Genomic DNA, 26738 nt, shown 5'->3' on the forward strand with positions numbered 1-26738 from the left:
ATTACCTCCCCTTTATTTGAGAACATCATAAGAATATATTCGTTCCCTCGGATGAGTTGTCTTTATAATAACCTAATGGTTCAAATCCCGTTGAAAAATTAGTTTTTAAGTATTTATATTATAACCAGCAAATTAGTTAATGCTTTATGATAAGTTTCAGTAATAAAAACAGGAATCTGTTCAGAGATCGTTTGGTGAATGAAAAGTTTGATCTTCTGATCATTGGTGGCGGAGTTACAGGTGCTGGAATTCTTTTAGATGCTCAGACACGTGGATTGAAGGCGGCATTAATTGAAATGCAGGATTTTGCACAAGGAACTTCCAGCCGTTCTACAAAGCTTATCCATGGCGGTCTGAGATATCTCAAGCAATTTGAGTTTGCCCTAGTTGCTGAAGTCGGCAAAGAAAGGGCAATTGTTCATAAAAATGCACCTCACCTGACGATTGCAGAGAAAATGTTGTTACCTCTGACTGAGAAGGGAAGTATAGGTAAGCTTGGAGCTCGATTCGGACTTTGGCTTTATGATTTTCTAGCAGGTGTAAAAAAAGGGGAACGTCGGATAATGCTGTCAGCCGAGGAGGTTCTGAAAAGAGAACCTTTGCTTGATAAAACCAAAACTATTGGGGGGGCTTTATATTATGAATACAGGACGGATGATGCTCGACTTACTTTTGAAATAATTAAGGAAGCTGTGCTCAGGGACGGTCTTGCTCTTAACTACCTTAAGGCAGAAGAAATGTTGTTTAATGGTGAAAGAAAGATCGTTGGAGTGAAAGCTAAAGATCTGATCACTGGAGATATATGTTTTATTAATGCTGATTATGTAATTAATGCCACAGGCCCTTGGGTGGATGAAACAGACGCTTTGGACCAATCTTCAAAGAAATCAAAAATCATTCATACAAAAGGAGTTCACATTGTGATTGATCATAAAAAACTTCCATTAGGTCAGTCTGTATATTTTGATGTGCCGGATGGAAGAATGGTTTTCGCAATACCGAGAGAAGGCAAAACCTATATTGGTACTACTGATACTTTTTATACCGGAGACATTGTTGATCCTGAAATATCTCTTGAGGATCGAGAGTATCTGATTAATGCTACAAATCAGATTTTTCCGAATTCAGATTTGAAGCTTAGCGATATAGAATCTGGATGGGCAGGACTTCGGCCATTGGTGAGGGAGGAAGGAAAGTCTCCATCAGCTATCAGCAGGAAAGATGAAGTGTTTGAGTATGAAAGCGGGCTCATTACTATAGCCGGAGGAAAATTGACCGGTTATCGAAAGATGGCTGAAAAAGTGATAGACATCATTCGGAAAAGGATTAAGGTGAAAATTGGTCAAGACATTGGTTATTGTCAAACTGCTGCAATACAGCTCGCTGGAGGCAAATTTTCTGAAAGTTTGGAAAAGGTGCTTGCCAACTATGTTAAAGATGGGGAGAGAGTAGGGCTTTCGGCGAAAGAAACAGAAAAGGTCTTTTACCGATTTGGATCAAACACAGAAAAAGTCTTGAAATATGCTCAAGAAGAGGCTTTAGAAGGTATTTCTTTATATTGGAGTATTCAACTTCAGTATTGTCTTGAAGAAGAAATGATCGCAGGAGCAGAAGATTTTTTCGTCAGAAGGACTGGGGCACTTTACTTTGACATAGATGAGGTAAGAAAGTACAAAGAAGCTGTAGTAAATCACATGTCCAACTACTTTCAATGGCCGGAAAATGTAAGGTCATCTAACCTAAAATCAATTGATAATCTGCTGTTTAATTTTCAAGGTGGCAAATAAATTTTAAATTTTTGTGAAGAAAAGTATTCCTCAGATTTTATTTTCCGCAAACGCAGCAAAATGTTAATTTTGCCCCAATTATTTATTTCTTATGAAAAGCTCAAAGTACGCAGTTGACGTAGTCAGTTTTACCGGTTTATTAATTACGCTTGGAATTATTTATGGTGATATAGGGACTTCGCCTCTGTACGTGATGAAAGCAGTAATAGGGGATAGCAAAGTAAATGAAGATTTGGTGCTAGGAGGTTTGTCTTGCGTATTCTGGACCCTGACTCTTCAAACAACCATCAAGTATGTGATACTTACACTTAGAGCTGATAACAACGGTGAAGGTGGAATTTTTTCTTTGTTTGCACTTATCCGCCGAAGAAGTCCTTATCTGGTATTTCCGGCAATGATTGGCGGCAGTATGTTGCTTGCTGACGGTATTATTACTCCTCCTATTTCGGTTTCCTCTGCTATCGAAGGTTTAAGAATCTTTAATCCGGAAATAAATACAATGCCTATTGTAATCTGTATTCTAGTTCTGCTCTTCATCATTCAGGGGCTTGGTACTAAGTTTATGGGTAATGCATTCGGCCCGATCATGTTTATCTGGTTTTGTATGCTGGCAATAATGGGTATAAAAGAAGTAATACAGTTCCCTCACGTATTGAGCTCTGTCAATCCTTATTATGCATATAATCTTTTAATGAATTATCCCGGAGGATTATGGCTTCTTGGTGCAGTGTTTCTTTGTACTACTGGGGCAGAAGCACTTTACTCTGACCTTGGCCACTGTGGAAGACCTAATATCAGAATTTCATGGATTTTTGTAAAGTCGTGTTTAATACTGAACTATATGGGCCAGGGAGCTTGGATATTACATAGCTCAGGAGGTTTTTTGAATGAAAGAAATCCTTTTTATGCAATAATGCCTCAATGGTTTCTACCAATTGGAATCGGCGTAGCTACAATGGCGGCTATCATTGCATCTCAGGCCTTAATAAGCGGATCATTTACACTTATCTCTGAAGCCATCAGACTGAATTTGTGGCCAAAGGTGAAATTAAGTTTTCCTACCATTATGAAAGGCCAGATTTATGTACCAAGTATCAACTGGCTGATGCTTGCAGGTTGTATTGGAATTGTAATGTACTTTAAAGAGTCTTCCCAAATGGAAGCTGCTTACGGGCTTGCCATCAACATCACCATGATTGTAACCACCATGCTGCTTTGTTTTTACCTGTATTTTGTAAGAAAGGTGACCTTCTTCTGGGTGGCTCTGGTTTTTGTGGTATACATGGCAATCGAGCTCACATTCCTTGTCGGTAACCTTACCAAATTTATGCATGGAGGTTACGTTACACTGGTTATTAGTGGTATTCTGATTTATGTAATGTATACATGGTATGCTGCACGTAAAATCAAAAACAGATTGACTGAATTCATTAAGTTGGATGATTATATTCCCTTGCTTAAGGAACTTAGCAACGATCTTTCTATTCCTAAATATGCAACCCATTTAGTATATCTCACCAGTGCAAACAGCCTGAGAGAAATAGAATCAAAGGTGATCTATTCAATTTTTCAGAAACAGCCCAAAAGAGCAGATATTTACTGGTTCCTCCATATTGATGTTTTGGATGAGCCTTATACCATGGAATATAAAGTGAAATTCCTGGAGCCGAATGATGTGATCCGTGTAGATTTCAGACTTGGTTTCAGAGTTGAACACAGGATTAACCTCTTTTTCAGAAAAGTTGTAGAAGATCTGGTTGCTAACAAAGAAGTGGATTTTACCAGCCGGTATACCTCACTTTCCAAGAGAAATGTTATAGGAGATTTCAGGTTTGTTGTGCTTGAGAAACACCTGAGCCACGATAATGATTTGTCAGCAGATGAAAGGCTGATTATGAACAGCTATTTTATCCTTAAGGAAATCAGCTTGTCAGAAACAAGCGCATTTGGTCTGGACACCAGTTCTGTGTCAGTAGAAAAGGTTCCACTTGTGATTTCACCAATGGAGCATTTTGACCTAAAGAGAATTGTATAATTTAAAATAGCATCCAGGTAGGGAACAGAAAATCCTTAAATTTTCTTTCCTTACTTTTCTTTTCATTTTCTTTGGAAGAAGCTTCCGAATTTTCAGTGGTTTCTTCTGAAGGATTATTTTTTATCGCTTCAAAAATTGTAAGTGGCTTTTTGAAATCCTCCTTACGATTTGTATTATTTGCTGAGTTTTCCATAATATTTATATTTTCTTCGTTAGCCTTCCTATTATTAAAAGCTTAATTTACTTTAAATTGTTTTAGGAGGCAAATTGGTAAATTTCACTAAATCAATTAAATGTGTAGTCTTCTATTGTGTTTTTCCAATAGGGTAATGTAGAAGAACGAAGAAAATCTTAATAGATTGTATGGCTGGACTAAAAAAAATTCAATTTGTTGGGTAAGGAAAAATTAAAAAATACTTAAAATTTCCTCTAATACAGCTTTGAGCTGATTTGAATAAAAGATTGATAGTCTTCTTGCGCTCCTAATTCCAAAGTTGTTTAACTACCTTGCTGATCTCTTCATAAGCCTTTCCGCAGGCTAAAACTTCTTTTCCTGAAAGGAAATCATTCCCTCCCTTAAAATCTGTTACGATACCTCCTGCTTCTTTAACAAGCAGAACACCGGCGGCTATATCCCAACTATTAAGGTTAAATTCAAAACATCCGTCTAGTCTTCCGCATGCAACATAGGCAAGATCGACTGCTGTTGATCCTAGCTTTCTAACTCCATTGGTAGTTTTAAAAAACTCGTTTATCATTTCGAAATAGGCATCCGTTTTATCCAGTTTCTTATATCGAAATCCCGTCGCTAATAGGGAAGATTCAAGGGAAGTATTAGGATTCACAAATATTCTCTTTCCATTTAAATAAGCACCTCCACCTTCCCAAGCATAAAAGCATTCGTTGAGGTTCACTTCATGAACCACTCCCAAAATCATACGACCTTCAGTCATCAGTCCTACGCTAATGGAATAAAAAGGCATATTATGGAGAAAATTTGTGGTCCCATCCAGTGGATCTATGATCCAGGTATATTTTCTTTCCTCTCTTGATATAGTTGCCTCTTCTGTGATAAATCCTGCTTCCGGAAGAATTTTTTTCAACCCCTGAACAAGCATAATTTCGGATTGTTTATCGACATAGGATACAAGATCATTTTTCCCTTTATGCTCAATTTTTGATCGGTCAAAACCCTCCTGTTCGTGCTTTAGAAAACTAAGAACTTCTTTTGTTAACTCGATAACTTTAAGGCAAACTTCTTCAAGATTTATAAGCGCTAAAACATTGTTCTCTTTGTAATTTGCTGAATTTTCCATAAAATTTTTACTTCTTCAGATAACATTCCTATTAGAAAAAGTCTATTTTTCTTTAAATTGTTTTAAGTCGTAAAAAACATACTGATTCTGACTTTTTTCAAAGAGAGATGAATTATCAACCCAGCCGTAGCTATAAAAAAAATAATATAGGCTATCTGATAAAAAATGAAGTTAAATAGGCTCGAAATAAAAAAATAACTTTCCTAAAGTTGTTTTTGAGAAAGTTCTTGCTCAATTTTTTTGATGTCAACTGTGCTGCAGGAACAGCCTTTGTTGCATTGACCTTTTTGGCTAAAGCTTCTATAACCCAGCCTGATTAAATAAGCCAGGGACAAAAGAAATAAAACTGCTATCAAAAAGGTTTGCATAATATATTGATTTTCATTCTGTAATTAATTCCATCGTTTTTTGACCACCGTACTGATTTCATCATAAGCCTTTCCACAGGCTAAAACTTCTTTTCCTGACAGAAAATCATTTCCTCCCATAAAATCTGTCACAGTTCCGCCAGCTTCTTTAACGAGCAGTATCCCTGCCGCTATATCCCAGATTTTGAGATTGAATTCAAAATAACCGTCAAATCGTCCACAGGCAACATAAGCAAGATCCACAGCAGCGGATCCTAATCTTCTCACTCCATGGGTCTTTTTGACAAATTCTTTTATAATTTCGAAATAAACATCGGTTTTGTCAAGCAAACTATAAGGAAATCCTGTTCCGATAAGAGACTCAGCAAGTTTGGTGTTGGTATTAACAAAAATGCGATTTCCGTTTAAATAGGCTCCTCCTTCTTCCCAAGCATAAAAACACTCATTAAGGTTCACTTCATGGACCACTCCCAATATTATTCTTCCCTCAGTCATCAAACCAACACTAATGGAGAAAGAAGGTACCTTATGGAGAAAATTTGTCGTGCCATCCAAAGGATCTATGATCCAAGTATAAGTTTTTTCTTCCCTGTTGATAGTAGCCTCTTCGGTGATAAAACCTGCCTCCGGAAGTATATCTTTAAGGCCTTTTACTAACAACGTTTCAGATTGCTTGTCGACATATGACACCAGGTCATTCTTTCCTTTATGTTCAATTTTTGAAAGATCAAAATTTTCAAGTTCGTTCTTGATAAAGTAACGCACCTCTTTTGTCAATGCGATTACTTCAAGGCAAAGATGTTCCAGATTCATAGAGGGTAGAAATTTCTTCTTTTGGTAATTTTATAATAAAGAGTAAATGACCTTAAAATAATAAGCAGGAGAAATGGAATAATTGCCATGTTAATCTCTTGTGGCAAGACCGATATACATGCTGTAAAGATCAGAACTACTATTCCGTTCAAAAGAAAATAATAGCCAGTAGTAACACTTCTTTTCTTTTTGAACAGCAGAACCGCCGCAATGAGGTGTGTTGGAAATGCCCAGATGATGTTCCAGTTGTGCACAGTTACCTTGTGGTCTGTGCCAAACCAAAGAAACAATAGTAGGAGACCGAATAAGCCAAGTATAAGAAACAGAATTCCGTCCATGGTAAATGCTTCAGGTCTTTTCTTCCAGGTAACAAAAGTAGAAAAACCTCCAATCAGTAGAAGCGCAGCAAATACCATCGCAGGAGTCACTGGCGCGCCATGGTCCTTTGGTGGATTTGCTTTGAAAAGGATATTGTTTTTGGCCACAAAAGCCATCTTCCCTGAGTCTGAAAGCACCGTTGCATTGCCTATAGCATTCATGAGGTGATCAGGAAGAAACATGTATTGTGAGGGAGTAGCAATCCTATCTGCTGGTGCACCCAGTCCAAGGTCCATTCCTAAATCCTGAAACTGCTTGTTTACAAGATATGGATCTATCAGTTGCCTGAAACTTTGATCCTTGAAGACTATATTTTTAAATTGAAGAGAGTCTCCCAATGCTGTTTTGAAAGCATCTCTCAATCTTGATGAACAGTTGTCATAAAAGAAGTCATATTTATAGTATCTGTTTTCAGGTAAGTAGTTTGTCTCCAAGAAATTATATAGTTTCTGCTTTTGTGACAAAGTCATGTTGAGCTGTTGTTCAATAACTGATCTTTGTTCCTGTTCTGCACCATAAAACATATAATCAGACCTGGAAACAGAAAGCATATACAACAGCTTTCCTCTTACAAATTTTGAATAAAATCCAGGTGTTTCGAAGTCGAAAGTTCCATAGTTATAAACTTTGTCTATATAGTTGGAATCATCTTTTATCCAGATAGCGCTATGGCCAAAGCTTGAATATAATTCTTGTCCGGGAGCAACTGTGATGAGGCTCACTTTGGCATGGGGGGAAAGTTTGGGGAGTGAAAAAGATATGAAAGGTAGTAAAGCGGAGAATAGCAGCAGCCAGAATTTTTTCATTATTCGATCAGCGTTTTGAATCTTAAAATTAGAAAGGTAAAAATAGGGGATAAGTTCGTAATCAAGTCACTCTTCTTAACAATTAAATATTAAATGAAGTTAATTTTTTAGGAGTTATAGATTTTTAAAGCTATGAAAAGAATAGGGCTTGTAGCAATGGTGGTTCTCGGGATTTCCTTTTCATGTGAAAAGAAGGAGCAGGATAAACGAACAACAGAGGTTCCGGAGGATCCGGCTCCTATAAGCAAAAATCTTACGGTTGATCCTGTAATGATGGTGGAAGAGGTAAAAAGCAGGTTCAGAAAAGGAGCAAAAGGCTGTCAGGAGGGATTTGGAATATGCGATGTAGTTACGGCTAAAATGGATACCCTCGTTGCTGATACAGTGCAGGAAGAATACAGAGCAAAGTTTGTCTTGAGCAAAGATGATAATGAAATGCTGATTGAATTTGCTGAGCACATTCCACATTTTTCAAACGAATTTGTTGTAGATCTAATGAGAGGGGTCCCTGAACTATTTGGTTATGAGTATGTCAGATTGGTCCCAGGCGTTTATCAGACTGACGGAGGGATTGGAGAATTTGGAGGTGTCGTTGTAAAGGTTGAAAAAGGAAGGAAATTAGATGAGCATGCAGCGGGTGTGAATTATTATCTAAAGTTTTCCCAAAGTGGCCTTCCTGTAGATTTGTGCACGAACCGCTTTAAATAAAAAAACACGGCAACCAATCCGTGTTTTTTCATTTAGTTTAGTTTAGAATTAAGTTGATAAATGAAGCGAATTGATGTTCTCTTTCATCATCCGGACTCCCTCTCTGCCGAAAAGAACCTGTGCTAATTTCAGGTTATCTCTTTCGAACTGATCCAGATACATTTGGCAATTTTTACCACTGTAAAGATTGGTGTAGTACTCATAGTTTCTCTTAAATCTTCTTATGAAAAGCTTGAGATTTATTGTTGTGCGCCTGTCCATGACTTTTAATCGTTGGTGCTGGTTATATATACGTGACAGGCGAAAACAGGGATTAAAAATGTGGATAAATTACAGGAAAAATATACATTTTACAGATCATACACATTCATTTTTAACAACTTATTTATAGAAATTAGAAAGCTTCTTAACTGTATAATCTATTTCTTCAATTGTATTGTATTTGCTGAAAGAGAACCTAATATGGCCTCTTTCGGGGTCAGCTTTAATGGCATTCAAAACATGTGATCCTGCATCGGTGCCGCTTGCACATGCACTTCCTGCAGAAGCAGATATCTTATTAATATCAAGATTAAAAAGCAGCATTTCATTCATATCCGAAGGTGGTAGACTTACACTTAAAACGGTATATAAACTGTTTTCGAGGTCAGCGCAGGCACCATTAAAATCTACCCCTAGTATTTCGGTTTTCAAAGAGCTGATCATATGGGCTTTCAACTTGCTTATGTGCTCTTTGTGACTGGCCATGTTTTGATATGCTAGCTCTAACGCTTTTGCAAGACCAACTATCCCATAGATATTTTCAGTGCCTCCGCGCATATTGCGTTCCTGTGCACCACCATAAATTAATGGATTGATCTTACGATCACCATTTACGTATAGGAAACCAACACCTTTTGGTCCGTGGAATTTGTGCGCGGATCCGACAATGAAATCTACTTTTAGTTTTTGAAGGTCATGCGGAAAATGTCCGGCTGTTTGTACGGTGTCACTATGGTAAATAGCTCCATGTTTACGGCAAAGTTCGCCGATTCTAGCGATGTCAGTGAGATTGCCGATCTCATTGTTCCCATGCATTAAAGAGACAAAGCAGTGGCTGTAATTTTGAAGCAGATGTTCAAGATCATCATAGTTTACTTCTCCCTTTTCATTAAGCTTCACATAATGCAACTGTATCTTTCCCTCTTTTTCCAGATGTTCAAGAGTATGAAGCACTGCATGATGCTCTATCGGGGAAGTGATTGCATGCCTGATGTTAAAAGCTTTAATGCTGCTTGTAATGGCAGTGTTGTCAGCTTCTGTTCCTCCTGAGGTAAAGAATATTTCTGAAGGGGAAGTATTGAGAAGAGAGGCAACTGTTTTTCTGGCTTTTTCTATAGCGGATTTTGCCTCTCTGCCATGTGTGTGAATCGAAGAAGGATTGCCAAAATGCTCTTTAAAAAAGGGCATCATGGCATCCAGTACTATCGGGTCAAGAATTGTTGTAGCGGCGTTATCTAAGTAGACATGCATGTCTTGAAAGTAGCTCCTTTATGTCCGTAATAATTTTATTGGCAAGATGATCTGCTGTTGCCTGTGTGTCGGACTCTGAATAAATTCGGATAATTGGTTCTGTGTTTGATTTTCTTAAATGAACCCACTCTTTGTCAAATTCAATCTTCACCCCGTCAATATTATTTATAGGCTGCTTGTTGTACTTCTTTCTAATCTCTTCAATTACGCAATCTACATCAATGTCAGGAGTAAGCTCGATTTTGTTTTTTGATATATGATAAGGCGGATATTGCATTCTCAACATTGAAATCGATTTGCCGAATTTAGCAAGGTGTGTCAGGAACAACGCAATACCCACTAAAGCGTCTCTGCCATAATGTAACTCCGGATAAATAATTCCTCCGTTTCCTTCACCACCTATAACTGCATTATGCTCTTTCATTGCTGTCACTACATTCACTTCTCCTACAGCAGAAGCAAAGTAGCTACCTTTTGCTTTTTCAGTAACATCTTTTAATGCCCTTGTTGAAGAAAGATTTGAAACAGTATTGCCCGGCTTATTCTTAAGCACATAATCAGCTACTGCAACTAATGTATATTCTTCCCCAAACATGCTTCCATCTTCGCAGACAAAGCAAAGTCTGTCAACATCAGGATCTACAACAATTCCAAGATCAAATTTTCCTTTAGAAATCTCTCTTGAAATATGTGTGAGATTTTCCGGAAGAGGCTCTGGATTGTGAGGAAATTGTCCGTTAGGCTCGCAATAATATTGAGTTACTTTTTTCACACCCAGTGCTTCAAGTAGCATCGGAAGGGCAATACCTCCCGTTGAATTGACACAATCTATGGCGATTGAAAAATTTCTTTGTTCAATCAATTTCTTATTGACAAGCGGAAGTTTAAGGATCGCCTGAATATGCTTCTTGATGTAACTGTCGTCGGTCGTATATTTCCCGATCTTTTTGATCTCGGAAAACTCCGTAGATTCATTCTCTGCAAATTCAAGGATTTGTTTCCCATCTGCTTCAGATACAAACTCGCCTTTTTCATTTAGCATTTTCAGCGCGTTCCATTGAATTGGATTGTGACTAGCAGTGATTATTATGCCACCTGCAGCATTTTCCATTGTAACGGCCATTTCTACTGTGGGAGTGGTAGACAATCCTAAGTCTAACACATCCAGTCCCATAGATATCAGAGTAGAAGTAACAATTCCGGAAACCAACTGCCCGGAAGGTCTTGCATCTCTTCCTATTACAACAGTTCTCCCTTCACCTCTGGACTTGATCCATTGAGCGTATCCCGTGGTGAATTTCACAATATCAATTGGAGTAAGACCTTCTCCGCTTTTGCCTCCTATCGTACCCCTAATGCCTGAAATTGATTTGATTAGTGTCACTTTTTAATGATTTTATTTTCTGTTTAAAAGCTATTCCTGCCGTAAAAGTAAAAGGTTTTCCGGTATTTTTTGTTTATTTAAATAACGTGCCAAAAATAAATTTTATGTCAAAATTTCTGGTTTTTCAGGATGAAATTATTAACAGCAAAACCTTATTATTGTATAGAACTAGGAATAGCGAAAAATGATTTATAATGACTTAAATAAAAGCGAAAGACGGAAAGAAATGCTTTCAGCTTTTGACAAATTGTTAACTATAATGGACGAACTGAGAGAAAAATGTCCTTGGGATAAGAAGCAAACGATAGATTCTCTCAGATATCTAACTATTGAAGAAACATTCGAGCTTTCAGACGCAATTGTTGAAAAAGACAATGATGAGATAAAAAAAGAGCTCGGAGACATTCTTTTACATATTGTTTTTTATGCCAGAATAGGCTCAGAACAAAACAACTTTGACATTGCAGATGTCATCAATTCATTGTGTGAAAAGTTGATAAGAAGACATCCACATATCTATGGAGATGTTAACGCTGAAAATGAAGAGGAAGTGAAGAAAAACTGGGAGCAGATCAAACTTAAAGAATCTAATGGGCAAAAGACAGTGCTGTCTGGTGTGCCAAAATCTCTCCCAGCTTTAGTAAAGGCAATGAGGATACAGGAAAAAGCCCGTGGTGCAGGTTTTGATTGGGAGAAAAAGGAACAGGTTTGGGAAAAGGTTGAAGAGGAGATGGCAGAGTTTAAAGCTGAGTTTAACGTTGCTGAGAATAAAGCAATTGAGAAGGAAAAGGCTGAAAGTGAGTTTGGTGACCTTATGTTTTCACTAATTAATTATGCAAGGTTTTTAGATATAAATGCCGAAGATGCATTGGAAAAAACCAATAAGAAATTCATCAAGCGATTCAATTATCTCGAATCAGAAAGTAAAAAAGATGGCAAGGAATTGGGGAAAATGACTCTTGCTGAAATGGATAAGTATTGGGAGGCTGCTAAGAAACTTTAGGTTTTTTCTGCGCCATTATGCTTTTATAAATATCCGGACTGCCGGCAATTATTAAAAAGGCCATGCCTGTAATAGACTGAATGTTAAAAGTCTCTTCAAAGGCAAGATAACCCCAAAGGATAGACATCATCACTCCAAGAAAATAAAATGGAATAAGGTTGGATGCCTTTTCTTGTTGATAGGCTTTCGTAAGAAACAATTGGGCGAAATGAGCCAAAAGCCCGATGCCTGAAAGAAGAAAGATTTCTAATAAAGTAGGAGTTTTCCAGAAAAGAAAGGCAAAAGGAGTAACCAGAGGCAGCGAAACCAGAGGTAGATAAGTCATTACTTTTACAGGGGGATCATCCTGGTTTATGACTTTGATAGTAAAATGTGCACCTGCTGTCATAAGTGCAGAAAATACAGCAATTGCAATATCAAATGTGGTTACTCTCAGGTCAAAGCCTTTAATTAATAGTACGCCTGAAAATGCCAGAATTAAAAAAAGCCATTGAAGTCGGCTTATTTTCTCTTTTAGTAACATAGCAGCGAATACTCCGATAAACAAGGGAGCAAGCTGACTTATTGTAAATGCGGTTGCTAAAGGAATGTTTTGGAGTGTGTAATAGAAGCTAAAAATTGAGGCAGTTCCTAGAAATCCTCTAAACCAAAGCATGCTTTGCCTGTTACCTTTCAGGCTTAAGCCGGATTTATTAAGTAGGTACAGACAGATGCTCAGACTAATCAGAGCTCTGAAAAATGCAATTTGAAATACACTGAATCCGCTTAAAAATTTTATAGAAACATGCATTAGTGAAAATAAGATAGTTGAAATAAGCATGTTTCGTTTTCCCATAGAGGACTCTTTCTTTACATTACAAAGTTAAATTATAACCTTATACCATATGAAAAAAATTTTATCAGCTTGTTTAGTTCTATTTACTATGCAAATGACAAATGCACAAACCATCACTTTGACTTCAGCAAATAATTATGAAATCGGAGACAAATTCACAAGCCGTGAGTATGAACCGGGCAACCTTGTTGTAGGAGATTTGACTGATCCGGCTACATCAAGAGATTTTTCCGGAAAGACATTAAAAAGTACCTACCAGAACGAAGTAGTTGCTGTTCCTTCTGGAGATGTCTCAACATATCCGAGTGCTAATTTGGCTCTTCAATCAGTTAAAAGCACAAAGACCGAATATCAGTATTATCAAGCTACTACTAATGAATTGATTAATTGGGGGTACAAAAATACGGATATCGGCAGTGCTGTAAATACCGATGGTTATAAATATCTATCTTATCCTTTCTCCTTAAACAGTACTTTTACAGACAATTTTAGCGGGACTGCATCCCTTTCGCTTTCGGGATTTTCTGGTAACTCAACTAGGACAGCTACTGTTACATCTACTGCAGATGAAGAGGCTTCTCTGGTTTTGAATAACGCAGTCACTTATGAAAAGGCTTTAAGGATAAAAAATGTGGCAACTATAACAGATGTAGTAACTATATTTCCATTGCCTTCGCCGGTTACTGCAACAACCAACATTACTTCCTTTACATGGTACACTCAAACTGCAAAGTTTCCCGTACTGACAATAATCTTTTCTGAAACAACTGTCCCTGGATTTGGAACTCAGTCTCAAGTTTTATTTATCCAGAATGCTGTGGAAGCACCAGCAGGAATTGCATCTCTTGAATTGTCTAAAGAAATAAATCTTTTCCCAAATCCTTCAAACAGTCAGATCAACCTTACTTATGGTTTGAAAGAAGCAACACAGTTGAAAGTGAATGTTAATTCAATAGACGGCAAATTCATTAAGACGCTTTATGAAGGAAGGCAAGCAGCCGGAGATCAGCAAATTTTTGGAGATGTCTCAGGTCTGCAGAAAGGCATGTATTATGTAGAAATTATTGCAGATAATAAAAGACAGGTTTCTAAGCTTGTAATTGACTAAAGCTAAAAGCTGAAAGCGAAAAGCACAAAGTGGAAGTCTTGTTTTTTATTACTTTCCGCTTTAAGCCTTTCGCTTTCCGCTTTATTCGTACTCCACATAACTCTCCCACTTCTCAATAGCATCTTTAAAATCTTGAGGAAGTTCTGAATCAAACTGCATAAACTCTTTAGTGGTCGGATGAATGAAGCCAAGCGTTTTTGCATGAAGCGCCTGGCGCGGAATGATGCTAAAGCAGTTTTCTACAAACTGTTTATACTTTGAAAAGCTTGTTCCCCTTAATATCTTATCTCCTCCATAAGTTACATCATTGAATATAGGGTGTCCTAAATGCTTCATATGTACCCTTATCTGGTGTGTCCTTCCAGTTTCAAGGTTGCATTGAATTAAGGATACATATCTGATATTTTTCAAAACCTTATAGTGAGTAATGGCATGCTTGCCTGTTTCACTGCCTTCCGGATATACAGCCATAACTTTGCGGTCTTTCAGACTTCTTCCCATATTACTCCTGATTGTTCCGGCATTTTCTTTTGGCTCACCCCAAACCATGGCGATATAAGTTCGCTCTATGGTATGATCGAAAAACTGTTTGGCCAGATACGACATGGCAAACTCAGTCTTAGCGATAACAAGGAGACCACTTGTGTCTTTATCAATCCTATGTACAAGGCCCGGTCTGATCTCTCCATTCCTTGAGGTCGGAAGATTCTGGAAATGATATGCCAAAGCATTTACAAGTGTGCCAGTCCAATTATTGTATGCTGGGTGCACCACCATTCCCGGAGGCTTATTGACGATCAGCAATTGATCATCTTCAAAGACAATGTTCAGCGGAATATTTTCAGGAATTACAACGTCTTCTCTTGGCGGATGAGGAAGTGAAACTGTAACAACGTCGAGTGGCTTTATTTTGTAACTGCATTTTGTAATCTTGTCATTGACTTTAATCGCTTCCGACTCTATGCCGTTCTGGATTTTGTTTCTGGTAACATTTGGCAGACGATCCATCAGAAATTTGTCAATTCTGATCGGAGCTTGTTTTTTATCTATTTCAATCCTAAAATGCTCATACAGATCCGCATCTTCTGAAAGTTCGTCATGGTCATTCTCAATTTCCTCAGTCATAAAACCTCGCCGCTTTTTTTATTCTTAAAATTGCCGCAATTTAGCAATAAACCAGTTTAAAAGTTAGGTTAACAGTGAATCCAAAACCATTTCTTCAGGAAATAAATCACCCACTTTGTCAGGAAAAAAATGTCAGATTTTTTATTTGGAGGGAAGATTTAAATCATCCGTTCATTTCGGGCAATAAATTCTGGAAACTGAAATACAATCTTGAAAGGGCGAAAGAATTAGGCAAATCATGCTTGCTGACTTTCGGAGGCGCTCATTCCAATCATATCTATGCGTTTGCTGCAGCAGGTAAAGAGTTTGGTTTTGAAACTATTGGAGTTATTCGGGGAGATGAGTGTCGGGAATTAAGTCCAACGTTAAAATTTGCTACAGAATGCGGAATGAAGATTCATCAGGTCTCCAGGGAGCAATATAGAAATAAAACAGAAGCTTCATTTTTAAGTGAGCTAGCGGAAAAATTCGGGAATCTTTTTATAATTCCGGAAGGAGGTAGTAATGAATTTGCAGTAAAAGGATGTTCAGAAATGATTGAAAACCTCGGATTTACTCCGGATTTTTTATGCAGTCCTGTTGGCACTGGAGGTACATTGGCAGGAATAATCAAAGGAATGAAAGGAAAGTCAAAAATATTGGGCTTTTCTGCACTAAAAGGAGGAAGTTTTTTGAAAAAAGATATTGAAAATCTCCTTGGTGATGAAATTTTTACAAACTGGGAAATTATAGATCAATATCATTTTGGCGGTTATGCTAAGTGTACTGAAGAACTGGCGTCTTTTATTAAGGAGTTTAGAAGTCAATTTAATGTTCCACTGGAGCCGATCTATACTGCTAAAATGGTTTGGGGAATCCTTGATCTTTTGAGAAAAGATTTTTTTCCTGCGAATACTGAATTGGTGGTTGTACACACTGGTGGACTTCAGGGCCTTAAAGGTTTTGAAGAAAAAGGGTTTACTTTTTCATAATATCCAAGGATATAAGAGATATAATGGAGCATTTTTGGTGTTTCAAAAAATCTATTTTGCATAAAAAAGGAATAAAAATTTAAACCAAAGTATAATCTTCAGTGAAAAAAATCCTGGAAATCATTTTAATCAATCAATGGGTTACAAACACAAATGAGTTAATCATACACTTAACTTTTTAATGCGTAATCCAGGTTTAATTTTTATAATTGTAGTGGAAAACAATCCTTGAGTAAAACTCTTTTTGAGCAAAGGCTTTGAGCCTGTGTCATTTTATGAATACATACATCGAAAAAAACAAAGACAGATTTCTTTCAGAACTGTTTGACTTGTTACGAATCCCGTCTGTAAGTGCAGACAGCAAATATAAGCAGGATGTTCTCAAGACAGCAGAATTTATTAAAGACAAGTTAATAGCAGCAGGGGCAGCTAAAGCAGAAATTTGTCAGACGAAGGGGCATCCTATTGTTTATGGTGAAAAACTCATTGATCCTAAAGCTCCTACAGTTTTGGTTTATGGTCATTATGATGTACAGCCTCCTGATCCTTTGAATCTATGGAACAGCCCACCTTTTGAGCCTGTAATAAAAGATGGCAGGATTTATGCGCGTGGTTCGTGTGATGACAAGGGGCAGATGTATATGCACATCAAAGCACTTGAAACCATCTTGAAAAGCAGCGAATTAAATTGCAATATAAAATTCCTTATAGAGGGGGAAGAAGAAATAGGGTCAGATAATCTGGATACTTTTGTAAAAGAGAATAAAGAGAAGTTAAAAGCTGATGTGGTTTTAGTTTCCGACACCTCAATTATTTCCGAAGATTGTCCTTCTATTACCATTGGTTTAAGAGGTTTATGCTATCTTGAAGTGGAAGTGACAGGAGCTAAAAGAGATCTGCATTCGGGCATTTACGGAGGTGCTGTGGCAAACCCTATCAATACTTTGTGTAAAATGATTGCTTCATTGAAAGATGGAAACAATCATATTACCATTCCGGGATTTTATGATGATGTAAAAGAGCTATCAGCAAAAGATTGGGAGGAATTGAATAAAATTCCATTCGATCTGAATGAGTATAAAAAAGAGCTTGACATTGAAGATGTTGAAGGCGAAAAGGGCTATACTACAATTGAAAGAACAGGTATAAGACCGACCTTAGATGTAAACGGAATTTGGGGAGGTTATACTGGGGAAGGAGCTAAAACCGTTCTTCCTTCAAAGGCTTTTGCAAAAATTTCCATGCGATTGGTGCCGGGGCAGAATTTTGAGAAAGTTACAAAACAGTTTAGTGAGCATTTCAAAGCGATTGCTCCTAAATCAGTGAAGGTGGAAGTAAAGCCTCATCATGGAGGAGAGCCTGCTTTGATACCAACGAATTTCCCTGGTTATGAAGCAGCAAGTCTGGCGATAGAAGAGGTATGGGGTAAAAAACCTTTACCGACAAGAGATGGAGGAAGTATACCAATTGTAAGTCTGTTTGAAAAGGTATTAGGACTGAAGACTGTACTGATGGGATTTGGATTGGATGAGGATGCCATTCATTCGCCAAATGAAAGTTATAAAGTAGATCATTACTTCAAAGGAATAGAAACGATCACTTTATTTTATAAGCACTTTAGTAAGATTAATAAAGGAAAATAAGAATAGGATTAATTACAGCACCAAATATTTTATGAAGATCAGGATTTTAATTTTCTTTTTAATGCTGGGTATTTCTGGGAGTCTGATGGCCCAGATAGAAAAGCCGGTTACATGGAGTACTATTATTTCCAAGAAAGAAGTAAAGGCGGGTGAAATAGTAGAACTGATATTTACAGCTCAGATCAAGTCCGGATGGTACTTGTATTCAAGTGACTTTGATCCGAATCTCGGTCCGAATGTAACGGAAATTGAAATTGAAAAAGATCCTTCATTTGAAGTAGTTGGGAAACTTATTTCTGTAGATTCAAAAAAGAAATATGATTCGCTTTGGGGTGGAGAATACAGATATTTTAAAGGCACAGGCGTTTTTAAACAGAAAATAAAAATCCTGAAAGATAATCCTGTGATAAAAGTTTCTTTGAATGCACAGGCCTGCACAGATGTAAGTGGTAAATGCGTGCCTGTGAGCGCGGAGTTTACTTTTGATGAAATAAAAGTTACAGCGGGCACTGTAAAAGAAACGCCAGCCCCAGCAAATCCTAAAACGCCTACTCCTAATAAGCCAACTGGTGCACTGGATAAAAATTCATCAGTAGCAGAGCTGGAATTACAAAAATCAAAATTGATTACGCGTACCCCTGATGGTAAAGACGAATCCATTGAAGTATTGAAAACATTTGCGAGAAAATGGGGAAATTGAAGTTTATAAAGTCATTATTTTTTTCTCTTCTGTTTATTCTTCCTGTAGTTTCTTTTTCACAAGGCACTCCATCAAAAGAAGAATTAAAGAAAACAAGTGAGCATATTGAAAAGCTCATCAAAAGAGATAGTTTGAATAATCTGATTATTCAGGAGCTGAAGTCACAACTTGATGGGTCGGCCAAAAAGGATTCTAGTCTATATACGAGAACACTAGAAAAATCACCAGCTCCAACTGCTCTTGAAAAGCTTGAGAGAAAATTAAAAAAACGAAATAGCGGCCCAGGGCAGGTATCTTTGCTTGCTTACATAATAATTTCATTTGGTGCTGGTTTTATTGCATTATTCACTCCATGTGTTTTCCCAATGATCCCAATGACTGTGACCTTCTTCACAGCCGGGAATCAAAAGAGATCGGAAGGGGTTAAAAAGGCAGTCATATATGGATTGTCAATTATCCTATTATATTTTATCATAGGGCTGGCATTTGGTCCCGCTCTTGCAAATTTGTTGAGTACCCATTGGTTACCTAATGTTATTTTTTCAGCAGTATTTGTTGTTTTTGCTCTTTCATTTCTGGGAATGTTTGAGATTACGTTACCTGCATCAATTGTAAACAAAGCGGATGAGCAGGCAGATAAAGGAGGCTATTATGGAGTTTTCTTTATGGCTGTAACCCTTGTTTTAGTATCCTTCTCATGTACGGCACCAATTGTTGGAAACATTCTAGTTATGGCTTGGGCAGAAGGACAAGTACTTCGGCCTGCTTTAGGAATGCTGGCATATTCTGCTGCGTTTGCCATACCGTTTTCATTGTTTGCATTATTCCCATCATGGTTAAGCAAACTCCCAAAGTCAGGGGGATGGTTGAATGTTATAAAGGTAATTCTAGGTTTTATTGAGTTAGCACTTGCCCTTAAATTCCTGAGCATTGCAGATCAGGTGTACCATTGGGGTATTTTAGACAGAGAAGTTTATATTGCTATTTGGATTGTTTTATCTGTATTACTAGGGTTATACCTTTTAGGTAAGTATCAACTTCCCCATGATAGTGCTTTGCATAAAATAAGTGTCCCAAGACTTTTACTGGCAATAATAGCTTTTTCCTTTGGTTTGTATTTAATGCCTGGATTATTTGGGGCACCATTAAAAGCATTATCAGGTTATCTTCCTCCAATGTCTACTCATGACTTTGATTTACCTGGAATAGTTCGTGAATATACCAACTCTCACGAAGCGTACATTTGTGATGAGCCTCGATATGCAAGTTCAAATAAGAAACTCCCACATGGCTTGAATGGCTATTATACATATGAGCAGGCGAGGGAATGTGCTAAGAAAAAGAATATGCCGTTGATGATTGACTTTACAGGTCATGGTTGTGTCAGCTGCAGAGAAATGGAGGCAAATGTTTGGTCGGATGCAGAAGTTTTAAAGTTATTGAGTAATGATTTTATCATTGCTTCTTTGTATGTGGATGATAGAACTAAGCTTGATTCTTCTGATGTCTTTGTTTCTATATTGGATGGCAAAAAGAAAACGACTTTAGGTCAAAAAAATGCCGAGTTGCAGATAAAGAGATTTAAAAACAATGCTCAGCCTTACTATGTGCTTATTGATCCGTTTACTGAGGAATTGTTGGCTGAGCCTACGGCTTATGACCCAAGTGTTACTAATTTCCTTGATTTTCTTCATGAAGCTATCACCAACTTCAGGGCAAGCCACCCAAAAGAGTAGTTTGATCATGCAAACAAAGGTCATTAAAAAAGCTGTTCTTGAAAATATTCCTTCTGCTTCCGGTGTGGAGGTTGTGGATGGTATGATTTATATCATTGGAGATGATAGCAAATATCTATTCAAGCTGAAATACAATCTTGAGCTTCTTGAAAAGATTGAATTGTTTAAGTCTGATTCAGAATACAAAATCCCCAAAAGTGAAAAGCCGGATCTTGAGTGCATGACTGTTGTGACCATCAACAACTATAAACACTTGCTTATTTTCGGTTCGGGCTCTACTGATAAAAGAAATAAAGTTTTTCTCGTAAAGCTTCCCACTAAATACAATAAGAACCACTTTGTCCAACAATTTGATCTCACTGAATTTTATAAACTACTCCAAAGTAATTATGAAATCACAGGCGGCGAGTCTCTAAACCTGGAGGCTGCAGCGTCGGATGATCATCACTTGTATTTATTTAACAGGGCCAACAGAAAAGGAAGAAATTCGATAATGGTGATCAAGCTGGAGGAGTTTATTCCTTATTTGTGTGAAGGATCACAACTAGTGCCATTCCCCTTTGTTAAAACTTATCATTTGCCTCAGATTGGAGGAGTGCCAGCAGGATTTTCGGGAGCATCTGTTTTTGGAAAAAGGCTCTACTTCACTGCAAGCGCTGAAGATACAGACAATGCTTACCTTGATGGTATTGTGGCTGGAAGTCATGTAGGTATTTTTGAACTTGGAGAGTTCGACTATTTAAGAGGAGGCATGAATAATCTCCTCCCGGATGAGTTTCAAATTGGTCCGATCAATGACAATGGACAGCTGTATAAAGGCAAGATCGAATCCATTTCAATATTTGAAGAGGAGTCTTCCAAAGAGACAATAGCCATTGCTGTAACAGATAATGACGCCGGTGACTCAGAGCTGTTGATGCTTTCTGTGAATTTTTAGTTAACCATTTTTTAAAAAAGATTGACAGCTTTTTGAATGATTTTCAGGAAGCCTGTTTATTTCTGCTTTTCGGATTCTGTAAACATTTTTCTAAAAGCCATGTTATACAACTTGGTATTTTTTAGTGTTACAATTAACATGGTGTTAATGCAAGGTTAACATTTGCCATATAATTTGTCTTTTCATGAGTCCAATCGTAGCGTTAACATGTTAAACATTTACAAATCGATAAGCATTAGCCTTTTACTTTTTATCATAATTTCTTTTCCTGCTTTACCTCAACGTTTTCAGCTCGCAAAAGAATATGATGGCTCAGGTATTACTTTACCTAAAGGTATTCGGTATGACCAGTTGTTTAGGGAAGGGGAGATAGTGGTAAATGTTAAAGGAGCTAAGACTACTTCAAAAGGAGAACATGATTATAGTTGCTTTATTCCAAAAGGGAAAATTGGCATTGACGGTTTTTTGTTTGTTTCTCACGAATCGAATGATACAAGCGTAACATTGGGAGATGGAGGAGGCGCAACTGTTTTTGAAGTAAATAAAATTGATGGAAGATGGATTAATAAAGGTGTTTTTAATGCGGTTGATTTTTCAAAGGTGGGAGGTACTTTTAAAAATTGCAGTGGGGCTTTGACTCCTTGGGGAACTATCTTAAGCGCTGAGGAATTTCCTCCCGCTTCAAATACAGAGCTGTTCATGGATGGCCGTGGTTCCAGAGATACAAGTGATTTTAATGGAATGAAAAGATATCAGAATATGGGCTGGGTGGTAGAGATTGATCCTGTTTCAAAAATTGCGTTAAGAAAACTGTATGCAATGGGAAGGTGCTCACATGAAGGTATACTGCTTATGCCTGACAGCGTTACAGTTTATTTAACGGATGACTTTACTCCTTCTGTATTTTATAAGTTTATTGCCGACAAGGCGGGTGATTTATCTAAAGGAAAGTTGTTTGCATACCAGCAAAACGCTAATGGAAACGGAGGGACCTGGATACATCTCCCTTCAGATATGAAATCTTTGATTGAATCAAGAAATATTGCCTTACAGAGAGGAGCAACAAGTTTTGTACGCATGGAATGGCTTACGCTGGTCGACGGTAAAATTTATATATCAGAAACGGGTCAGGATGAAATTAATCTGGATAAATCGGTTATGATAAACTCCACCTGGGCGAATCATATACAAACTACAAAAAACGAAAAAGGAGCGTACGATTATCCATATGGGGCGGTTCTTGAATTCAACCCTTCCACTAATTCAATTAAGCCTTTGATTGCAGGTGGCAGTGGACTTAGAAATGTCGATAAACATTTCTCTAATCCAGACGGAATTACCTATGCTAAGTTAAAAGGTAAAACGTATCTTGTTATAAATGAAGATATCATTAATAACACAAGGGGTAGAGTGCCGGAAGAATTTCTTAAAAAGGACAAAGTTGTGAATGAAATATGGTGGCTTGATTTAAGCATTAAAAATCCTGTGGTGGATGATCTGAAAAGATTTTTGATAGCTCCTGTAGGTGCTGAAACCACCGGCGGTTATTTTACGCCAGATTATTCGACCTATTTTTTAAATATTCAACATCCTGACACTGATAACCCTGAGCCATTCAACAGGTCTGTAACAATCGCGGTAGGGCCAATATTGAAGAAGAAAGGAAAGAATAAAAGATAACCTTTTTTTGTGTTTTTGGCCTTTATTTCAGAATTTATACAAAAGTTTTGTTTAAGTGAGGCTCATTTCACATCCTGTCTTATGTAATTACTATGTCACTTATAGATGCAATGCAAGTTGCTCCTTCTGTGATATTTGGGAAAAACCTTCGCCATATGTTACGTTAGATCAAGCAAAAGCCAACTTCAGAGATCTTAAGAAACTTGGAGTAAAAGTAATTGATTTCACAGGTGGTGAGCCATTATTGCACCAACAGCTTGATCAACTATTGTCCCTTGCCAAAGACATGGGATTTATTACTACCGTTACTACAAATACCCTTCTTTACCCCAAATATGCTGAGAAGTTGAAAGGCAAAGTCGATATGCTACATTTCTCGCTAGACTCTGTATATAAAGAAGAGCATGATAAATCAAGAGGTGTGGCTTGTTATGACTTTTTTGTCGAATCAATAAAAATAGCAAAGGACATCGGAGAGAGGCCTGATATTTTGTTTACAGTATTTGAGAAGAACATTGAACAGATAGAAGAGGTTTATAAAAAGTTGTCTCTACCAAATGATCTTTTGCTTATCCTTAATCCTGTATTTGAATATAATGGTGTCAATACCAATGGTGGCCTTTCGGATAAGGCCTTAGTACAGCTTGAAAAGATCGCATCGAAAAAATTAATTTACCTCAATCAAGCATTTATTGCTTTGAGAAGACATGGAGGAAATCATATTGATGATCCGGTCTGCAAAGCTGCCAGTACTACCATTGTGATTTCACCTGAGAATAAACTTTTGCTTCCATGTTACCACCTGGGCATCGAGTCTCTTGATATTGCAGATAATCTCTATGGCCTTTATACGTCAGAGAGAGTTCAGAATCTTGTGAAGTTGGAAGGGCGCTATGAACAGTGTGAAGGTTGTGCAATCAATTGTTATATGCAGCCATCTTTCGCAGTAGACATTACAAAGTATTTCTGGATGGCATTGCCAAGTACACTGAAGTATAATATGGTTAAAGGAACCTGGAAGAAGCTTTTAAAGCTTTAAGCTGAAAGCACAAAGCTTAAAGTAACACGTAGAGACGACATGCACGCCTGTCTCTACCGGAATCTTCGAAATGGCTGATTAATTTTTTCGCTAAATTGACGTCTAATTATCTTACTTTAAACTTGACTCTTTCTCTGTCAGCATCAGCTTGATTTCGTTAAGCTTTAACAATGCCTCTACTGGAGAAATAGTATTAATGTCTAACTTTTTAAGTAGCTCTCTAGCTTTCTCATAACCTGGATCAGAAGGCTCAAATAATTGAAGCTGAAAGTTGTTTTTGGGTATTTCTTTGATTTTGTCATCACTATTGTTGCTTACCTTTTCTTTCTCCAGGTGATGCATAATTTCATTTGCCCTTAACACTACTGGGTTCGGCATACCTGCCATCTGTGCCACATGTATTCCAAAGCTGTGTTCGCTTCCGCCTTCTTTCAGTTTGCGCATAAATACTACTTTATTGCCAACTTCTTTCACAGATACATTAAAGTTTTTAATTCTCGGGAAGTCATTGGCAAGCTGGTTAAGCTCGTGGTAGTGCGTTGCAAATAAAGTTTTGGCTTTATATTTAGGATGACTGTGAAGATATTCTACAATAGACCAGGCAATTGATATCCCGTCATAGGTGCTTGTTCCTCTTCCGATTTCATCCATCAGTACAAGACTTCTCTCGCTAAGGTTGTTAAGGATGCTTGCTGTTTCTGTCATCTCCACCATGAATGTAGATTCTCCTTTAGATAAGTTGTCGGATGCTCCTACACGGGTAAATATTTTATCAACCAATCCTATATCTGCTGATGATGCAGGAACAAAACTTCCTATCTGCGCAAGAAGGACAATTAAGGCCGTCTGTCTTAGCAATGCAGACTTACCTGCCATGTTTGGTCCTGTAATGATGATGATCTGGCAACTTGAGTCGTCAAGGAATATGTCATTAGGTACATATGATTCTCCAGGAGGCAACTGTTGTTCAATTACCGGGTGGCGGCCTTCTTTGATTACAAGTCCCTTGCTTTCGTTTATCGTTGGTTTTACATAGTTGTTTGAAACAGCAGTTTGAGCGAATGAAGCAAGGCAATCGATCACAGCAATGGCCCTAGCGTTTTGCTGAACTGGCAATACATAATCCTCTGCGAAAATTACCATTTCATTAAATAAACGCTGTTCAATCTGAAAGATCTTATCTTCTGCATTAAGGATCTTTTCTTCGTAGTTTTTAAGTTCTTCAGTGATGTATCTTTCTGCATTCACAAGTGTCTGCTTTCTGATCCAGTCGGTTGGAACCTTGTCTTTATGAGCGTTTGTAACTTCGAGATAATATCCAAATACTTTGTTGTAGGCTATTTTGAGTGAACTAATGCCTGTGCGTTCAACTTCCCTTTGCTGAATCTGGATAAGATAATCTTTTCCGCTGAAGGCAATTTTTCTTAATTCATCGAGCTCCTGATTAATGCCATCCTGAATGATGTTTCCCTGGTTTGTAACAACAGGAGGATCATTCTTAATTTCTTTGTTTATTTTTTCTGTAAGTAACTCACAGTTGTTTAATTGTTCTGCAAGCTTCTTCAGAGCTTCAATACTGCTTTGTTCAAGAATAGCTTTTACCGGTTTGATATGTTCCAGCGCTCTTTTTAGTTGCAGCATTTCTCTAGGGTTAACCCGACGGACTGCCACTTTTGAAATGAGTCTTTCAAGATCACCGATATGCCTCATTTCCTGAGTAAGGCCTTTTAAAAGGTCTTCATCTTGAACTATAGCATCAACTACATTTAATCTTTCCTCAATCGGTTTTTTTTCTTTCAAAGGAAGAAGCATCCACTTCTTAAGCATCCTTCCTCCCATTGGAGTAAGTGTCTTATCAAGGATTTGAATTAAAGGTATTGCTTCTGTATTTTGAGGGTATACAAGTTCAAGATTCCTTGCTGTAAAGCGATCAAGCCACATGTATTTTTCCTCTTCTATTCTCGAAAGGTTCACGATGTGCTTTACTTCTTTATGCTCTGTCTCTGCGAGATAATAAAATACAGCCCCGGCTGCAACTATACCTTCCGGAAGATTCTCAACACCAAATCCTTTTAATGATGAGGTGCCAAAGTGTTTTGTCAGAAGGTCATAGCCATAATCATAGGAATAAACCCATTCGTCGAGACAATAAGTGTTATACTTATCTCCGAAATGTTGTTCGAATAATTGTTTCTTCGCCTTTGAATAAATTATTTCCGAAGGATTAAAATTGATAAGAAGTTTTTCTATATAAGAATTATCTCCCTGGGCTGTGAGGAACTCTCCTGTGGAAATATCAAGGAATGATATGCCAGTATAGTCCTTGCCAATCTGTACAGAAGCCAGATAGTTGTTCCTTTTAACTTCAAGTACATGGTCGTTGAAAGATACACCTGGTGTTACCAGTTCTGTTACACCTCTCTTCACAATACCTTTGACTGTCTTAGGGTCTTCAAGCTGGTCGCATATAGCTACACGTTGTCCGGCTCTTACTAATCTTGGAAGATACGTATCCAGGGAATGATGAGGAAATCCAGCGAGCGCAACTTCGGAAGCAGTACCATTACCTCTTTTTGTCAGCGTAATCTCGAGGATTTTACTAGCCTTAATTGCATCTTCTCCAAATGTTTCATAAAAGTCACCCACCCTGAAAAGTAATAAAGCTCCCGGGTGTTTTGCCTTTATGGCGTTATATTGCTTCATCAGAGGTGTCTCTGAAAACGATTTGGTCTCACTCATAATAAATTATTTTAAAACGATGCTGGAGAACGGATTAAACGTTAAAAGTCTTTCTGTTCCAATCTTAAATTTACGGTTTTTGCTGTTTACCTCCTTTTTTCTCCATTGATTGTGA

Annotated in this window: 22 protein-coding genes; 12 read left to right on the forward strand and 10 right to left on the reverse strand. The window is 37.6% G+C overall.

Features of this window, described 5'->3' with window-relative positions:
• The first annotated feature begins 146 nt into the window (after window positions 1–146).
• On the forward strand, window positions 147–1787 hold the full coding sequence (locus tag J7604_RS01140) for a glycerol-3-phosphate dehydrogenase/oxidase (protein WP_293890013.1): 1641 nt from the start codon (window positions 147–149) through the stop codon (window positions 1785–1787).
• A 91-nt stretch (window positions 1788–1878) separates the two neighbouring features.
• On the forward strand, window positions 1879–3822 hold the full coding sequence (locus tag J7604_RS01145; protein WP_293890014.1) for a KUP/HAK/KT family potassium transporter: 1944 nt from the start codon (window positions 1879–1881) through the stop codon (window positions 3820–3822).
• 1 nt (window position 3823) lies between these two features.
• Here J7604_RS01145 and J7604_RS01150 read toward each other — a convergent pair whose 3' ends face one another.
• From J7604_RS01150 to J7604_RS01165, 4 genes are all read right to left on the reverse strand, one after another.
• Entirely contained in the window at window positions 3824–4015 is a 192-nt protein-coding gene (locus tag J7604_RS01150; protein WP_028978918.1) for a hypothetical protein, read from the reverse strand.
• A gap of 289 nt (window positions 4016–4304) precedes the next feature.
• Window positions 4305–5138, reverse strand: a complete 834-nt coding sequence (locus J7604_RS01155) for an inositol monophosphatase family protein (protein ID WP_293890015.1) — start codon at window positions 5136–5138, stop codon at window positions 4305–4307.
• Window positions 5139–5530: 392 nt separating this feature from the next.
• Window positions 5531–6319 carry an inositol monophosphatase family protein gene (locus J7604_RS01160; RefSeq protein WP_293890016.1) on the reverse strand — a complete coding sequence of 263 codons (789 nt, stop codon included), beginning with the start codon at window positions 6317–6319 and terminating at the stop codon, window positions 5531–5533.
• Complete coding sequence (locus tag J7604_RS01165; protein WP_293890017.1) at window positions 6316–7503, reverse strand: DUF4105 domain-containing protein; 1188 nt, start codon at window positions 7501–7503, stop codon at window positions 6316–6318. The genes J7604_RS01160 and J7604_RS01165 overlap by 4 nt, the downstream gene beginning before the upstream one ends.
• A 132-nt stretch (window positions 7504–7635) precedes the next feature.
• Between J7604_RS01165 and J7604_RS01170 the strand changes: the two genes are divergently transcribed.
• Window positions 7636–8211, forward strand: a complete 576-nt coding sequence (locus J7604_RS01170) for a hypothetical protein (protein ID WP_293890018.1) — start codon at window positions 7636–7638, stop codon at window positions 8209–8211.
• A 48-nt stretch (window positions 8212–8259) separates the two neighbouring features.
• On the opposite strand, the gene J7604_RS01175 is transcribed toward J7604_RS01170, so the two are convergent.
• From J7604_RS01175 to glmM, 3 genes are all read right to left on the reverse strand, one after another.
• Complete coding sequence (locus tag J7604_RS01175; RefSeq protein WP_156026931.1) at window positions 8260–8472, reverse strand: hypothetical protein; 213 nt, start codon at window positions 8470–8472, stop codon at window positions 8260–8262.
• Between the two features lie 120 nt (window positions 8473–8592).
• Window positions 8593–9723: a cysteine desulfurase family protein gene (locus tag J7604_RS01180; protein ID WP_293890019.1), complete on the reverse strand. Its 1131-nt coding sequence runs from the start codon at window positions 9721–9723 to the stop codon at window positions 8593–8595.
• Entirely contained in the window at window positions 9704–11107 is a 1404-nt protein-coding gene (gene glmM, locus J7604_RS01185) for a phosphoglucosamine mutase (protein WP_293890020.1), read from the reverse strand. Before glmM ends, J7604_RS01180 begins: the two co-directional genes overlap by 20 nt.
• 184 nt (window positions 11108–11291) lie before the next feature.
• Here glmM and mazG point away from each other — a divergent pair, with 184 nt between their 5' ends.
• Entirely contained in the window at window positions 11292–12110 is an 819-nt protein-coding gene (mazG, locus tag J7604_RS01190) for a nucleoside triphosphate pyrophosphohydrolase (RefSeq protein ID WP_293890021.1), read from the forward strand.
• Here mazG and J7604_RS01195 read toward each other — a convergent pair.
• Complete coding sequence (locus J7604_RS01195; RefSeq protein ID WP_293890022.1) at window positions 12097–12945, reverse strand: DMT family transporter; 849 nt, start codon at window positions 12943–12945, stop codon at window positions 12097–12099. The two genes, mazG and J7604_RS01195, sit on opposite strands and share 14 nt — an antisense overlap.
• Before the next feature lie 49 nt (window positions 12946–12994).
• Here J7604_RS01195 and J7604_RS01200 point away from each other — a divergent pair, with 49 nt between their 5' ends.
• Window positions 12995–14053: a T9SS type A sorting domain-containing protein gene (locus J7604_RS01200; protein WP_293890023.1), complete on the forward strand. Its 1059-nt coding sequence runs from the start codon at window positions 12995–12997 to the stop codon at window positions 14051–14053.
• 81 nt (window positions 14054–14134) lie between these two features.
• Here J7604_RS01200 and J7604_RS01205 read toward each other — a convergent pair whose 3' ends face one another.
• The gene (locus tag J7604_RS01205; protein WP_293890024.1) at window positions 14135–15178 is read right to left on the reverse strand and encodes an RluA family pseudouridine synthase; all 1044 of its coding nucleotides are present in this window, start codon (window positions 15176–15178) and stop codon (window positions 14135–14137) included.
• A gap of 74 nt (window positions 15179–15252) precedes the next feature.
• Here J7604_RS01205 and J7604_RS01210 point away from each other — a divergent pair, with 74 nt between their 5' ends.
• From J7604_RS01210 to J7604_RS01240, 7 genes are all read left to right on the forward strand, one after another.
• Window positions 15253–16149, forward strand: a complete 897-nt coding sequence (locus J7604_RS01210; protein WP_293890025.1) for a 1-aminocyclopropane-1-carboxylate deaminase/D-cysteine desulfhydrase — start codon at window positions 15253–15255, stop codon at window positions 16147–16149.
• A 275-nt stretch (window positions 16150–16424) separates the two neighbouring features.
• Entirely contained in the window at window positions 16425–17792 is a 1368-nt protein-coding gene (locus J7604_RS01215) for a dipeptidase (protein ID WP_293890026.1), read from the forward strand.
• Window positions 17793–17823: 31 nt separating this feature from the next.
• Window positions 17824–18492, forward strand: a complete 669-nt coding sequence (locus J7604_RS01220; RefSeq protein WP_293890027.1) for a protein-disulfide reductase DsbD domain-containing protein — start codon at window positions 17824–17826, stop codon at window positions 18490–18492.
• Window positions 18480–20228: a cytochrome c biogenesis protein CcdA gene (locus J7604_RS01225; RefSeq protein WP_293890028.1), complete on the forward strand. Its 1749-nt coding sequence runs from the start codon at window positions 18480–18482 to the stop codon at window positions 20226–20228. The genes J7604_RS01220 and J7604_RS01225 overlap by 13 nt, the downstream gene beginning before the upstream one ends.
• A 7-nt stretch (window positions 20229–20235) precedes the next feature.
• The gene (locus J7604_RS01230; RefSeq protein ID WP_293890029.1) at window positions 20236–21165 is read left to right on the forward strand and encodes a hypothetical protein; all 930 of its coding nucleotides are present in this window, start codon (window positions 20236–20238) and stop codon (window positions 21163–21165) included.
• Between the two features lie 207 nt (window positions 21166–21372).
• The gene (locus J7604_RS01235; protein WP_293890030.1) at window positions 21373–22845 is read left to right on the forward strand and encodes an alkaline phosphatase PhoX; all 1473 of its coding nucleotides are present in this window, start codon (window positions 21373–21375) and stop codon (window positions 22843–22845) included.
• A gap of 55 nt (window positions 22846–22900) precedes the next feature.
• A complete protein-coding gene (locus J7604_RS01240) occupies window positions 22901–23884 on the forward strand; it encodes a radical SAM protein (protein ID WP_293890031.1) in 984 nt (327 codons plus the stop codon).
• Window positions 23885–23995: 111 nt separating this feature from the next.
• On the opposite strand, the gene mutS is transcribed toward J7604_RS01240, so the two are convergent.
• Window positions 23996–26623, reverse strand: coding sequence for a DNA mismatch repair protein MutS (gene mutS / locus J7604_RS01245; protein ID WP_293890032.1), 2628 nt, complete (start codon window positions 26621–26623; stop codon window positions 23996–23998).
• Window positions 26624–26738 lie beyond the last annotated feature (115 nt).

The sequence above is a fragment of the Sporocytophaga sp. genome, assembly GCF_017745095.1.
Classification (GTDB): domain Bacteria; phylum Bacteroidota; class Bacteroidia; order Cytophagales; family Cytophagaceae; genus Sporocytophaga.

Bases quoted from the DNA above. Each gene is read 5' to 3' on its own strand.
- J7604_RS01180 (WP_293890019.1), bottom strand. From the start codon at position 9,723: ATGCATGTCTACTTAGATAACGCCGCTACAACAATTCTTGACCCGATA.
- mazG (WP_293890021.1), top strand. From the start codon at position 11,292: ATGATTTATAATGACTTAAATAAAAGCGAAAGACGGAAAGAAATGCTT.
- J7604_RS01170 (WP_293890018.1), top strand. From the start codon at position 7,636: ATGAAAAGAATAGGGCTTGTAGCAATGGTGGTTCTCGGGATTTCCTTT.
- J7604_RS01150 (WP_028978918.1), bottom strand. From the start codon at position 4,015: ATGGAAAACTCAGCAAATAATACAAATCGTAAGGAGGATTTCAAAAAG.
- J7604_RS01155 (WP_293890015.1), bottom strand. From the start codon at position 5,138: ATGGAAAATTCAGCAAATTACAAAGAGAACAATGTTTTAGCGCTTATA.
- J7604_RS01165 (WP_293890017.1), bottom strand. From the start codon at position 7,503: ATGAAAAAATTCTGGCTGCTGCTATTCTCCGCTTTACTACCTTTCATA.
- J7604_RS01225 (WP_293890028.1), top strand. From the start codon at position 18,480: ATGGGGAAATTGAAGTTTATAAAGTCATTATTTTTTTCTCTTCTGTTT.
- J7604_RS01215 (WP_293890026.1), top strand. From the start codon at position 16,425: ATGAATACATACATCGAAAAAAACAAAGACAGATTTCTTTCAGAACTG.
- J7604_RS01235 (WP_293890030.1), top strand. From the start codon at position 21,373: ATGTTAAACATTTACAAATCGATAAGCATTAGCCTTTTACTTTTTATC.
- J7604_RS01140 (WP_293890013.1), top strand. From the start codon at position 147: ATGATAAGTTTCAGTAATAAAAACAGGAATCTGTTCAGAGATCGTTTG.
- J7604_RS01220 (WP_293890027.1), top strand. From the start codon at position 17,824: ATGAAGATCAGGATTTTAATTTTCTTTTTAATGCTGGGTATTTCTGGG.
- J7604_RS01160 (WP_293890016.1), bottom strand. From the start codon at position 6,319: ATGAATCTGGAACATCTTTGCCTTGAAGTAATCGCATTGACAAAAGAG.
- J7604_RS01195 (WP_293890022.1), bottom strand. From the start codon at position 12,945: ATGGGAAAACGAAACATGCTTATTTCAACTATCTTATTTTCACTAATG.
- J7604_RS01205 (WP_293890024.1), bottom strand. From the start codon at position 15,178: ATGACTGAGGAAATTGAGAATGACCATGACGAACTTTCAGAAGATGCG.
- mutS (WP_293890032.1), bottom strand. From the start codon at position 26,623: ATGAGTGAGACCAAATCGTTTTCAGAGACACCTCTGATGAAGCAATAT.
- J7604_RS01175 (WP_156026931.1), bottom strand. From the start codon at position 8,472: ATGGACAGGCGCACAACAATAAATCTCAAGCTTTTCATAAGAAGATTT.
- J7604_RS01200 (WP_293890023.1), top strand. From the start codon at position 12,995: ATGAAAAAAATTTTATCAGCTTGTTTAGTTCTATTTACTATGCAAATG.
- J7604_RS01145 (WP_293890014.1), top strand. From the start codon at position 1,879: ATGAAAAGCTCAAAGTACGCAGTTGACGTAGTCAGTTTTACCGGTTTA.
- J7604_RS01230 (WP_293890029.1), top strand. From the start codon at position 20,236: ATGCAAACAAAGGTCATTAAAAAAGCTGTTCTTGAAAATATTCCTTCT.